Below are 12,260 nucleotides of genomic sequence, written 5' to 3'. Positions count from 1 at the left end.
TGTGTTCGCGCGAATGGTGTGCGATGCTCTTGCCCGTGCACGCCTTACGACGTCTGCATGTGCTGGACTGGCTGGCCGGGGGGGTGTTGGCCTGCGGTCTGCTGTGCCTTGCCACGGGGCTGCTGCCGGCGCGGTCGGCGGGGGACGCGATGACGCGCATCGCGCCGCTGCTGGCGTTCCTCGGCACGGTGATCGTGCTGGCCGAGCTCACCAGCAGGGCCGAGGTGTTCGACGTGGTCGCCTCGTGGGTGGCGCGGGCGGGGCGCGGCAGTTACGCGATGCTGTTCGTGCTGTGCGTGGTGTTCGCCTCCCTGACGACGGTGACCCTCAATCTCGACACGACGGCGGTGCTGCTGACGCCGGTCATGCTGGCCCTGGCCTCCCGGGTGGGGATCGCCGCGGTGCCGCTGGCGATGACGACGGTGTGGCTGGCCAACACCGCGAGCCTGCTGCTGCCGGTGTCCAACCTGACGAACCTGCTGGCCGCCGACCGGGTGGCGCTCTCCCCGGCGGGCCTGGCGGCGCGCATGTGGGCGCCGCAACTGGCCTCCGTGGCGGTGACGATGGTCTGCCTGTGGCTGTTCTACTGGCGGCGCGGCGTGCGGGGCGCCGAGGTCTACGTGCCGCCCGCGCCGCACCGGCCCGCGGACCGGGTGCTGTTCCGGGTGTGCGCCCTGGCCTGCGCGGGGTTCCTGCTGGCCATCCTGATCGACGCCGTGCCGCTGTGGGCGGCGTCCGCGGCGGCCGCCGCGCTCGCCGTGGGGGCCTTCGCGCTGCGGGCACGGTCCGTGCTGCGGCCCTCGCTGGTGCCGTGGCGGCTGCTGGTGCTCGTGCCGGGGCTGTTCCTGGTGGTGCAGACCGTCGACGTCAACGGCCTGCACCGGCTGCTGGCGACCGCAGTGGGAACGGACGGCGGGCTGCCGGGGATGCTGCGGGCGGGAGCGGTCGGCGGCGGGCTGTCCAACGTGCTCAACAACCTCCCGGTCTACCTGGCCGGGGAGTCGGCGGTCCCGGTGGACAACCACGATCAGCTGCTGGCACTGCTGGTGGGCACCAACGTGGGCCCGGTGGTGACGCCGTGGGCGTCGCTGGCGACCCTGCTGTGGTTCGAACGCTGTCACGCGCAGGGGGTTCGGGTCTCGCCCGGGCGGTTCATGGCGACGGGCGCGGTGCTCGCGGCGACCGCCCTGCCGGCGGCCGTGGCCGCGCTGGCGCTCACCCGGTGAGCACGGGCGGGCGGCCGTTGTCCGCCCGGCGCGTGAGCAGGCCGAGGAGGTAGGGCATGTCCTCGGGCCGGCCCGCGACGAAACTGCGGTCGGTGTCCGGGCCGCTGACGCCGCCCCGGAAGACGCCGCCGTCCAGCGCCCGGATCTCCAGCCCCGCCTCGGCCGCCAGCAGCGCGCCCGCCGGCAGGTCGATGGCCTCGGCGCGGTAGCCCACGAAGCCGTCGATGTCGCCGCGGGCGAGCATGGCCCAGGCCAGCAGGGGCGCCCACAGCTGCAGCAGGCGGCGGCAGCGCCCCTCCAGCGCGTCCTTGAGCCCCAGGGCGACGGGGTCGCGGCGGCCGACGGCGTGGCCCTGGGTCCAGGCGAGCAGCGGCCCGGAGGGCGACAGCGGCGCGCGGGGGCCGGTGAGCCGGCCGCGCGGGCCGTAGGCGCCGCCGCCCCGCGACGCCGTCCACGTCCGCTCGGTCACGGGATCGTGGACCACGCCCACCACGGGTCGGTCGTCGACGCACAGGGCGACGCCGACGACGTAGGCGGGCAGCCCGATGACGACGTTGTTGCTGCCGTCGAGCGGGTCCACCAGCCAGGTGCGGCGGGTGCCGGCGTCCGCCGCGCCCGTCGCGCCGGTCTCCTCGGCGAGGATCCGGTCGTCCGGATAGCGCTCCCGGATCCGGCGCACCACCAGGCGTTCGGCCATCAGGTCGAGGTCGGTGACCACGTCGCCCGCGTCGCCCTTGGCACGGACGCCGTAGTCGTCCTGGAAGCGCGAGCGCAGCAGCGCCCCGGCCTCCCGGGCGGCGTCGACGGCCACCTGGCGTTCCGCCGCGAAGGGCTCGGCCGGCGGGGCCGGGGAGCGGGGGCTGTCGTCATCCGGAAGGGTGCCCATGGATCCTCCTGAGGACGGTGCGCGCCGTCCGGGCGGTCTGCTCGGCGCCGCATGTCAGTCGTACCACCCGGTGGACGGCGCCATGCACCGGACCGAGGCTCAGGTCGTTCCGGCCGGGGAGCGAGCGGCCGAGCAGCAGGGTGGCGGCGAAGGTGCCGGGCGGTACCACGGTGGCGTGGAAGTGCCCGGCCGGCAGGGTGTAGATCTCGCCGCCGACACTGGTTTCCTCGGGGCCGGCCTCGTAGGTCACCAGGCGGGGGGTCGGCCGGATCTCGTCCACGGACGCGGGGCCGCTGCGCACTTCGTAGACGCGGTGGGTGGGCCGCTCCGGGCTGTCGCGCACCCGCACCCGCAGATTGCCGACCTGCCCGTACAGCACGCAACTGGCCAGATCCCAGCTGTGCGCGTGGACGGGCGAGGTGGTCAGGGCGGCGGCGTGCCGTGCCGCGGGGCCGTCGACGCCGAAGACATGGACGCAGACCCCGCGCTCGGCCTCCCGCTCCACGGGCAGGCACAGGAAGCCCAGCGGGTGGCGTACGGCCCGTAGCTCGCGCCGTCCGGAGGCGATCTCCTCGAGGGCCGCGGCGGCGGCGCCCAGCAGCGCGCCCGTTCCCCCGGTGCCGTCGCGGGCCCGGGTCATGGCCGCCTCGATCAGTCCGTACTCCAGGGGACGTCGCACGGGGGAGTTCACCTCCGGTAGGGATTCTCCGCGTGCAGTGCCTTGTCGATGATGTCGCCGACGTCGCGGTCGGTGAAGGACGCCGGGAGCGGCAGCGCGAGCCGGTCGAAGAGCCGCAGCACCTCGTCGACCGTCGGTTCCTCGCTCAGCCGCTCGGTGCGGCTGAGGTTGAGGGTGTGGGCCTGTTCGCGGCTCTGGTGGAGCTCGGTGACGTAGTAGTCGTACAGCGGCCGGTCCCGTTCCACGAGCAGGTTGACGCGCTGCGGGTCGTCCTGAGTGATGATCAGGCAGGACGAGGAGAGGTCGAAGCGGAGCGTGGGGACGACCGAGGAGAGGTAGACGTCGATCTCCAGGGTGTCCAGGCGCTGCCGGTACCAGCAGGCGGCCAGGACCGTGGCGAAGGACTCCTTGCGGGTGCGCTCGGCGCTCCAGGCCTCGGCCGGGACCGCGTGCAGCCGGTGGGCGAAGGTCTGCCGGAAGCGGGCGTAGGCCGCGCAGGCCTGCTCGTCGGCCGGATTGACGATGTCGATCTTCATCGTGAGGGAGCGGCGCTGACGCTGCGCCTCCCTCACGCACACCGGCAGGGTCACCGCGCGCAGGTAGGTGCCCGTGCCGCCCTTGAACACCCAGCGGTCGGTGTTCTGGCGGGCCCGGTCCAGGGCGCTCTCGAGCTCGGCGCCCGAGAGCGAGCGCACCATGGTGAGGTCTTCCAGGGCGTGCCGGGTGCCGCTCATCGCCTCCCTGATGTCGACGATCCGGCGCCGCCGCTCGGTCAGCGTCCCGAACACCAGCGCGGCCAGGACCAGCAGGATGGCACCGGAGGTGACATTGCTGTCGATCTTCTGGTCGAGGATGTCCAGGGTGCCGATGATCAGGGCGGCGGCCATGGCGACGACGCCGTCGAGATTCCGTAGCGTCCAGGCGACCGCGTGCTCGATCCCGCGTCCCAGTTCAGCTGTTCTGCGCGCCATGGCCCACGACCTCTCCCCCGGTTACGGCAATCGTAGGATCGGTGCCTGGCCGAAAGCCAGGCTGTGGATCAGCCGTTGACGACCCGAAGGGTCGTCGGCCAGCCAATTCGGTCGAGGGTGCGGAAGAGGCTCTTGATGTCCTGCGGACTGAGTTTGACGCAGCCGTGGGAGGAGTAGTCGCCGACGCCGTCCCAGCGCTGCCCCTCCGGGCCGCCCTGGCCCCCGGAGCGGGTCATCTCGCTGTGGATGAACAGCTCGGTCCGGTTGATTCCCTGGTAGCAGAGCTTGTTGCCCAGTTCGATGGCGTAGCCCTTGATGAGGTTTCCGCCGTAGGCGGTGTGGTGCCGGCCGAGCGGATAGGTGCCGTTGGGCAGCCAGCCGCGTCCGCGTTCGCATTCCTTGTCGTTGACGCCCGACCCGGCCCGGTAGACCACGACGGTCCTGCCGTTCCGCAGGACGCTCAGCCGCGAGTCGGTGGGCGAGTACTTGGTGAACTGCAGCCGGGTGGGTTCCGGGGCGGCCGCCGCCCGCCCCGTGGGGGCGGCGAGCAGGGCGACGGCGGCCAGGGCGGCGCCGAGGGCGCCGCCCCGCACGACGGCGGCCGTCCGTGTCGGTGAGGTGAGGGACATCGTCGGCTCTCCTTGGTCGGCGCTGGGGCGGCCCTGAGCTGGTCCGGGCCGGCCCCTGGGTCGGCGCGTCCGGGACGCGGGGCGGAGCGGCCCGTCAGCCCTGTTCCTCGGGGTGGGCCGGCGGCTCGGTGGGCGCCCACGGCGCGGGGCCGAGGAGGACGGCCCGGACGATGGACGGTGCGAACAGGGCGGTGGTCGGGGTGGTGAGGGACAGCACGCCGCGGAAGACCTCACCGACGCGCGGATCCCCGGTGGCGCGCTGCTGCACGCGCCGCAGGTACCAGTCGGCGGGCCGGTCGGCGAGGCGTGGGCGCAGCGCGCTGCCGGTGGCGCCCGGCATGTTCTTGTCCGCCCCGGCGGATATCTCCCACGCCTGCCGGACGGCGTCGAACAGGGCCTTCTGCACCCGCCGCGTCGTGGGCACCCGGCGCCCGCCGGCCAGGGCGTCGCGGAGGACGACGGCGCTGAGCGCGGCCACCGACATGCCCTGCCCGTAGACGGGGTTGAAGGAGCACAGGGCCTCGCCGATGGCCAGGAAGCCGGCGGGCCGGCGTCCCGGACGGTCGTAGCGGCGCCGGACGTTGCCGGTCTTGCGGTACCCGTGGATGGGCGTGTCCGGTTCCGCCTTCTGCAGCCAGTCGTGCAGGACCGGGTGCGGCAGATGGGAGGCGAACTCGAGGAACCCGGCCTCGTCGGTGGGCGGTTCGGCGCCGCGCAGGCCGGAGAGGATCACGGACCAGCGGCCGTTCTCCAGCGGCATCAGGATGCCGCCCCGCAGCTGGGCGGGGTTGGGGACGATGAAGACGCCCCGGAAGGGCTCCTCGTCGCGGCCGGAGGAGCGGTAGAAGCGGGTGGCGTACGCGAGTCCCGTCTCGATGGTCTCCTCGTGCGGCGGCTCGGCGCCCAGCGCGGTCAGCCACTGGGGGGCGCGCGAGGAGCGTCCGGAGGCGTCCACGACGAGGTCGGCCGGCAGGTCGCGGGTGTCCCGCGCGGCCGTGCCCCGCTCGCGCAGCCGGACGCCGCGCACGCGGGCGGCGTCGCCCAGCAGGCCGGTCACCTCGGCGCCCTGGACGGTGTCGATACGGGCGTGGGCCAGGACGCGTCGGCGTACCAGCCAGTCGGTCAACGGCCGGGAGCCGGTGAGGACGTGGGCGGTCGGCGCCGTGCGGCGGTACCAGTGGCCCGCCTGCCACTGCACGACCTCGGTGGGCATGGCCACGCTCGGCGCGCCGTGCTCGCGCATCTCGTCGAGGATCCCCGGCAGCAGGTCCTCCAGCGCCCGCTGGCCGCTCTCCAGCATGACGTGCGTGTGCCGGTCCTGCGGCACGCCGGCGCGGGACTCGGGGCCGTCGGGGAAGCGGTCCCGCTCCACCAGCGTCACCTTGTCGGCGTGGCCGCTCAGCACGTGCGCCGTCAGGAGACCCGCCAGGCCGCCCCCGATGACGACGGCGTGGCGCGGCGCCCGCCCGCCGACGGCCCGCAGGCCGTGCTCCCCCGCCGTGACGTCCGCGTCCGCTGTGTTCTCCATGCCCACCCCATCCGGTCGTCCGGGCTGCCAACTGCCCGTGCGGGCAACGGTACCGGCAGCGACGGCGGGGCGGGGGCGGCCCCGGCCCCGCCCGTCTCCCCCGTCACCTCCGTTCCGTCCGGTCACCCGAAGGACCGGTTTTGCCGGTGGCACATCCCCGTACGGTCCTTGCGAGCGTCTCACGGGGACAGACTGCGGAAAAGGGATCAGAAGAACGAGATCGGGGAAAACCGGATCGTTCGCGGAGAAAGGCCGCCTTCATGGCCCCACGGGGAGACGACGGCGAGAGCGGCGGCGCGCCCGCCTCCACCGTCGAGCCGGGCGAACACCTGCGCCGGCTGCGGCAGGAGCGCGGGATGTCGCTGGCAGGGCTGTCCCATCTGGTGCACTACACCAAGAGCTACCTCAGCCGGGTCGAGTCCGGGAAGAAGCCGATGACCGTGGAGGTCGCCCGCCGCTGCGAGGGCGCCCTGCGGGCGGGCGGGGAGCTGACCCGGCTCATCGCGCCGACGGGGCGGCGCGGGACGCGCGGGGCACCGCTCGAGGTGTGCCCCTACCGGGGGCTCGCGGCCTACGGGAGCGCCGACGCGGACTGGTTCTTCGGCCGCGAACGGGCGACGGCGGCGCTCGTACGCCTGCTCACCGAGCGGCTGGACGGCTGCGGGCCGACCGCCGTGGTGGCGGCCTCCGGCACGGGCAAGTCGTCGCTGCTGCAGGCCGGGCTGGTGCCCGAGCTGCGCCGGGGCGTGCTGCCGGTGCGCGGCTCGATCCGCTGGCCCGTGGTCACCCTGCAGCCGGGAGAACGACCGGTGGCGGAGCTCACGGCGAGCGTCGCCTCCGCCGCCGGCACCGACCCCGCACGGCTCGCGCGGATCCTGGCCGACGACGGCCCCCGGGCCTTCGCCGAGGCGGTGCGCGCCGCGCTCGACGGGACGCGGGAGGGAACAGGGGACGGGGAGGACGAGCCCGTACGCCTGGTGCTCGTCGTCGACCAGTTCGAGGAGGTCTTCACCCTCTGCCCGGACCCCCGCGAGCAGGCGGAGTTCATCCGCGCCGCGCACGCGCTGACGACCGGCACCCCCGCGAGCGCGTCCGCCGACGGCCCGGGCGTCCCGGCGGCGCTGGTCGTGATCGGCCTGCGGGCCGACTTCTACGGCCGGTGCCTGGCCTTCCCCGAACTGGCCGCCGCCCTGCGGGACGGACAGCTTCCCCTGGAGCCCCTGCGGGCGGCGGAGCTGCGCGACGCCGTGGTACGGCCCGCGCACGCCGTGGGCCTGGACCTGGAGCCGGGACTGGTGGAGCTGATCCTGCGCGACCTGGGCGCCGGAGACGGCGAGGAGCGGGAGCCCGGCCACGAGCCGGGCGCCCTGCCGCTGTTGTCCCACGCGCTGCTGGCCACCTGGCAGCGGCGCCGGGACCGTTCGCTGACGGTGGCGGGCTACCAGGAGGCGGGCGGCATCGCCGGGGCGGTGGCGGCCACGGCGGAACGCGCCTACGCACGGCTGCCCCCGGACCGTCAGGACGCCGCCAGGTCCGCGCTGCTGCAGCTGGTCCGCATCGACGCCGACGGCCGGGCCGCCCGCCGCCGGGTGCCGCGCGAGGTGCTGGCGCCGGAGACGGTGGAGGCCTTCGCCCGGGCCCGGCTGCTGACCGTCGACGCCGACCGGGTCGCCCTGGCCCACGACGCCGTGCCGCACGCCTGGCCCCGGCTGCGGGAGTGGATCGAGAGCCACGCCGCCCTGCTGCACGGATGGCAGCGGCTGCGGGCCGCCGCCGAGCAGTGGGACGCGGAGGGCCGCGACCCGGCGCTGCTGCCGCGCGGCGCCCGCCTCGCCGCCGCCCGCGACCTGGCCGCCCACCCCGTCGCGACGGTCACCGGCGTCGAACAGGCCTACCTGGACGCCGCGACCGCGCACGCCGCCGCCGAACAGGAGGCCGAGCTCCGCCGCACCCGGCGGCTGCGCCGGCTGCTGGCCTGCCTGGCCGTACTCCTCGTGCTCACCCTGACCGGCGGCGCGGTGGCCCTCCACCAGGGCCTGCGGGCCATGGCCGAGCGCGCCGCGGCCCGCTCCGACGAACTGGCCTTCCGCGCCGCCGCGCTGAGCACCTCCCGGCCGGAGGCGTCGATACTGCTGGCGACCGCCGCCTGGCGTCAGGCGCACACCCCGGCCGCCGCCAGCGCCGTGCTCAGCTCGCAGTCCCAGTCGTACGCCGGACGGCTGACGGGCCACCACGGCCCGGTCCTCGCCGTCGCCTGGCGGCCGCCGGGCCCCGGAGGCGGCGGACCGCTGTCGGCCGGCGCGGACGGGACCGTACGCGCGTGGGACACCACCCGCTCCCGGCCGGCGCGCGTGGTGGCGCGCGGCACCGCGCCGGTCGGCGCGCTCGCCGTGGCACGCCGGAACGCCCTGGCCGCCTGGGGCGACGACGCGGGCACGGTGTCGGTGTGGGACGCCGGCACCGGCCGCCGCGTGCCGGTAGCGGCGGGCGCGCGGCACCACGGGCCCGTACGGGCCGTGGCCCTGTCCGGCGACGGGAGACTGCTGGCGACGGCGGGCAGGGACGGTACGGTCCGGCTCTCCCGCCCCGGCGACGCCGCGGCCGGGGTCACGGTGCACGACCCCGGGCTCGGGCAGCTGTACGCCGTGGCCGTCACCGACGACGGCGGGCGGGTGGCCGCGGCCGGGCTGGACGGCAGGCTGTGGCTGCTGGACGTCCGCGACGGCGGCGCCCGGGTCATCGGCACCCGCGAGCACGGCCAGGTCCACGCCCTGGCCTTCTCCCCCGACGGAAGCCGCCTGGCCACCGGCGAATGGCACGACGCCGTCGGGCTGTGGAACACCGCGACCGGCGCGCGGGAGGCGGCCCTCGAGGGCGCCCAGGACTCGGTCTTCGCCGTCGCGTTCTCCCCGGACGGCACCCGCCTGGCCGCCGCCAGCCAGGACGACACCGCCGCCGTCTGGGACGTCGCAGGGCGCCGCCGCATCGCCCTCCTGGCCAGCCACCTCGGCCCCGTGCACGGCGTCGCGTTCTCCCCGGACGGCCGGTCGCTGGCGACCTGCGGCGAGGACGGCACCCTGCGCCTGTGGTCCCCGCAGTCGTCGGTCAACGCCCCGCTGCCCGGTACGGCCTGGCTGGACGCCGCCCTCAGCCCGGACCGGTCGCTGCTGGCGGCCGCCGGGCACGACGGCACGCTGCGCCTGTGGCGGACCCGGGAGGCGGGGCACCGGACGACACGGACGCTGCGGGTGTCCCAGGAGCCCGTACGGGCGGTGGCCTTCAGCCACGACGGCTCGCTGATCGCCGCCGGGGACCAGCAGGGCACCGTCACCGTATGGCGCACGGCCGACGTCCTGCCGATGGCCGACGTGTCGCGGACGGCCGATGTATCGCGAACGGCCGACGCACGGCACGCTGCCGGCCCGGACCGGCCGGTGGGCCGCTGGCGGGCGCACGGCCGGGCCGTCACGTCCCTCGCCTTCCGGCCCGGCGACGCCGGCTCGCTGGCCACCGGCGGCGAGGACCACACCGCCAAGGTGTGGCGCGTCACCGGCGGGGCCGCCGAGGAGACCCCCCGGCCGGAGCGGACGTTCACCGGTCACGCCGACGCCGTCTACCGGGTGCTCTTCCTCGACGACGCCACACTCGTCACGGGCAGCCTCGACAACACCGCCCGTATCTGGCGGCTGTCCGACGGCCGCGTCCTCCACCGGCTGACCGAACACGCCGACACCGTCCTCGGCCTGGCCGTCGGCCCCACCGGCATCCTCGCCACGGCGAGCCGCGACGACACGGTCAAGCTCTGGAACCCGCGCGACGGGCGCAGCCTGCGCACCCTGGCGGGCCACACCGGCCCGGTCACCTCGGTCGCCTTCAGCCCCGACGGCACCCGCCTGGCCACGGCCGGCCGCGACAACACCGTACGGATCTGGGACGCGCGCGAGGGGCGTCTGCTGCTCACCCTGACCGGGCACACCGACCGGGTCCGGTCCGCGGCCTTCGTCGCCGACGAGGGCCCGGTGGTGTCCGTCTCGGAGGACGGGTCGGTGCGCTGGTGGCGGCTCGACGTACCGGGCGTCCTGGCCACCACCTGCCGCGCCCTGAGCCGCGTCGACGAGCCCGCGTGGCGCCGTCTGCTCCCCGACGTGCCCTACGGGCCCGGCTGCTCCTGAGGACGACACCGCAGGTCGCAGGGGGTTGCCCGACGGCCTCTCGTACAGAGGCAACGGGAAACCCCTGTGCCCGGCCAGCGCGTCCGCCGAAGCTCTGAATGTCGGACATATCCGGTCCGCGCCACTCGCTCCTCGCCCCCTCGCCCTCCTGATGTGAAGGAAGCCCCGACATGAACCACATCGCTGCCACCCCCGCCGCGACGCCCCCCGGAGCGGACCGCGACGAGGTGTACGCCTTCACCGTCACCATGGCCGCCTGCCTCGCCCTGGCCCTGGCCGGCCGCGCCTCCCCGGCCGCCCTCACCGACTACGCGGCCGCCCTCACCGGCCTCTACACCGCCTGGCACAACCGCCCCAGGACGTGACCCGCCATGCGCCGCGGACCTCCCGATGGCACGCTGGACCCATGGCCCGGGCCAACGAGGAGGTCGAGGCGCTGCTGCAGGAGTACGCCGACCTGATCGCGATCACGGGCGGCGATGCCTACAAGGCGCGCGCCTACGAAAAGGCCGCCCGCGCCATCGGCGGACATCCCGGCGACGTCTCCACGCTCGACGCGAAAGGCCTGCTCGACATCCCCAACGTCGGCAGGTCCATCGCCGACAAGGTCCTGGAATTCCTGCGCACCGGCCACGTCACGGCACTCGAGGAGACCAGGGCGGACATTCCCGCCGGGGTGCGCGAGCTCATCACCATCCCCACCCTCGGCCCCAAGAAGGCCATGACCCTCTACGAGGAACTGGGCGTCGCGTCCGTGGAGGGACTCCTCGACGCCATCCACGAGGAACGCCTGCGCGGCCTCAAGGGCTTCGGCGAGAAGACCGAGGCCAACATCCTGCACGGCATCGCCCTCATGCAGCACGCCGGCGGCGGCCGCATCCTCCTCAGCAGCGCCATGGACGTCGCCGACCTGGTCGTCGCCGCGCTCTCCGCCGTCCCCGGATGCCAGGGCTGCGCGTACGCCGGCTCGCTGCGCCGCATGCGGGAGACCATCGGCGACGTCGACGTCCTCGTCGCCGCCGAACGGTCCGCCCCCTTCATGGAGGCCTTCACCGCCCTCCCCCACACCGCCGAGATCATCGCCCACGGCGAGAAGAAGACCTCGGTCCGCACGACCAAGGGCCTGCAGGTCGACCTACGGGTCCTGCCCCCCGACTCCTGGGGCGCGGGCCTGCTCTACTTCACCGGCTCCAAGGCGCACAACATCCGCGTCCGCGAGATCGCCGTACGGCAGAAGCTCAAGCTCTCCGAGTACGGCCTCTTCCACGCCAAGAGCGGCAAGAAGATCGTCTCCGAGACCGAGGAGGAGGTCTACGCCCGGCTCGGCCTCCCCTGGATCGCGCCCACGCTGCGCGAGGACCGCGGCGAGATCGCCGCCGGCCTGCGCGACGAGCTCCCGGACCTGGTCGAGGAGAGCGACATCCGCGGCGACCTGCACACCCACACCGACCTCACCGACGGACTCGCCTCCCTCGAGGACATGGTGACCGCCGCGGCGGCCCGCGGATACGCCTACTACGCCGTCACCGACCACGCCCCCGACCTCTATATGCAGCGCATGACCGACGCCAAGATGCTCGCCCAGCGCGAACGGGTGCGCGCCCTGGACGGCAAGCACCGCCGCATGCGCCTGCTCCACGGCACCGAACTGAACATCGGACCGGACGGGAGCCTGGACTGGCCCGACGAATTCCTCGCCGGCTTCGACCTGTGCGTGGCCTCCGTCCACTCCCACTTCAACCAGAGCCGCGAAGAGCTGACCCGACGCCTGGTCCGCGCCTGCGAGAACCCCCACGTGGGCATCATCGGCCACCCCACCACCCGCCGCATCGGCAAACGCCCGGGCATCGACGCCGACTTCGACGCGGTCTTCGAGGCCTGCGCCCGCACCGGCACGGCCCTGGAGGTCAACGCCCATCCGGAACGCCTCGATCTGGGCGACGAGGACATCCTGCGCGCCAAGCGCCACGGCGTGAAGTTCGCCGTGAACACCGACGCCCACTCGGTCACCCACCTGCCCTACATGCGCTACGGCGTGGGCACGGCCCAGCGCGCCTGGCTGACGAAGGACGATGTGATCAACACGTGGCCGTTGCAGAAGCTGCGGCGATTCCTGCGGCCGAGAACCTCCTGATTCGCGCTCCGCCACTCCGTAAGAGGGCGGAGCGC

Annotated in this window: 9 protein-coding genes; 4 read left to right on the top strand and 5 right to left on the bottom strand. The window is 74.7% G+C overall.

The features are described from left to right. Positions 1–35: 35 nt before the first annotated feature. Complete coding sequence (locus tag AB4K12_RS01835; protein WP_368432438.1) at positions 36–1,226, top strand: SLC13 family permease; 1,191 nt, start codon at positions 36–38, stop codon at positions 1,224–1,226. Here AB4K12_RS01835 and AB4K12_RS01830 read toward each other — a convergent pair. The 5 genes from AB4K12_RS01830 to AB4K12_RS01810 form a co-directional block, all read right to left on the bottom strand. Next, the gene (locus AB4K12_RS01830; RefSeq protein WP_368432437.1) at positions 1,216–2,112 is read right to left on the bottom strand and encodes an inositol monophosphatase; all 897 of its coding nucleotides are present in this window, start codon (positions 2,110–2,112) and stop codon (positions 1,216–1,218) included. The two genes, AB4K12_RS01835 and AB4K12_RS01830, sit on opposite strands and share 11 nt — an antisense overlap. After that, the gene (locus AB4K12_RS01825; protein WP_368432436.1) at positions 2,093–2,791 is read right to left on the bottom strand and encodes a hypothetical protein; all 699 of its coding nucleotides are present in this window, start codon (positions 2,789–2,791) and stop codon (positions 2,093–2,095) included. The genes AB4K12_RS01830 and AB4K12_RS01825 overlap by 20 nt, the downstream gene beginning before the upstream one ends. 8 nt (positions 2,792–2,799) lie before the next feature. Further along, a complete protein-coding gene (locus AB4K12_RS01820; RefSeq protein ID WP_368432435.1) occupies positions 2,800–3,762 on the bottom strand; it encodes a hypothetical protein in 963 nt (320 codons plus the stop codon). A 68-nt stretch (positions 3,763–3,830) separates the two neighbouring features. Next, positions 3,831–4,391: a L,D-transpeptidase family protein gene (locus tag AB4K12_RS01815; RefSeq protein WP_368432434.1), complete on the bottom strand. Its 561-nt coding sequence runs from the start codon at positions 4,389–4,391 to the stop codon at positions 3,831–3,833. 94 nt (positions 4,392–4,485) lie between these two features. Then, the gene (locus AB4K12_RS01810; protein WP_368432433.1) at positions 4,486–5,919 is read right to left on the bottom strand and encodes an NAD(P)/FAD-dependent oxidoreductase; all 1,434 of its coding nucleotides are present in this window, start codon (positions 5,917–5,919) and stop codon (positions 4,486–4,488) included. Between the two features lie 260 nt (positions 5,920–6,179). Between AB4K12_RS01810 and AB4K12_RS01805 the strand changes: the two genes are divergently transcribed. From AB4K12_RS01805 to polX, 3 genes are all read left to right on the top strand, one after another. Beyond that, positions 6,180–10,091: a helix-turn-helix domain-containing protein gene (locus tag AB4K12_RS01805; RefSeq protein WP_368432432.1), complete on the top strand. Its 3,912-nt coding sequence runs from the start codon at positions 6,180–6,182 to the stop codon at positions 10,089–10,091. 170 nt (positions 10,092–10,261) lie between these two features. Further along, positions 10,262–10,456 carry a hypothetical protein gene (locus AB4K12_RS01800; protein WP_362253983.1) on the top strand — a complete coding sequence of 65 codons (195 nt, stop codon included), beginning with the start codon at positions 10,262–10,264 and terminating at the stop codon, positions 10,454–10,456. Between the two features lie 41 nt (positions 10,457–10,497). Beyond that, positions 10,498–12,225, top strand: coding sequence for a DNA polymerase/3'-5' exonuclease PolX (gene polX / locus AB4K12_RS01795; protein WP_368432431.1), 1,728 nt, complete (start codon positions 10,498–10,500; stop codon positions 12,223–12,225). The last annotated feature ends 35 nt before the right edge of the window (positions 12,226–12,260 follow it).

The sequence above is a fragment of the Streptomyces sp. C36 genome (genome assembly GCF_040932295.1).
Lineage (GTDB): Bacteria > Actinomycetota > Actinomycetes > Streptomycetales > Streptomycetaceae > Streptomyces > Streptomyces triculaminicus.
This window is presented reverse-complemented; position numbering and strand designations above follow the sequence as displayed.

Coding starts and splice junctions, on each gene's coding strand:
- AB4K12_RS01830 (WP_368432437.1), bottom strand. CDS start 2,112: ATGGGCACCCTTCCGGATGACGACAGCCCCCGCTCCCCGGCCCCGCCG.
- AB4K12_RS01820 (WP_368432435.1), bottom strand. CDS start 3,762: ATGGCGCGCAGAACAGCTGAACTGGGACGCGGGATCGAGCACGCGGTC.
- AB4K12_RS01815 (WP_368432434.1), bottom strand. CDS start 4,391: ATGTCCCTCACCTCACCGACACGGACGGCCGCCGTCGTGCGGGGCGGC.
- AB4K12_RS01810 (WP_368432433.1), bottom strand. CDS start 5,919: ATGGAGAACACAGCGGACGCGGACGTCACGGCGGGGGAGCACGGCCTG.
- AB4K12_RS01805 (WP_368432432.1), top strand. CDS start 6,180: ATGGCCCCACGGGGAGACGACGGCGAGAGCGGCGGCGCGCCCGCCTCC.
- AB4K12_RS01800 (WP_362253983.1), top strand. CDS start 10,262: ATGAACCACATCGCTGCCACCCCCGCCGCGACGCCCCCCGGAGCGGAC.
- polX (WP_368432431.1), top strand. CDS start 10,498: ATGGCCCGGGCCAACGAGGAGGTCGAGGCGCTGCTGCAGGAGTACGCC.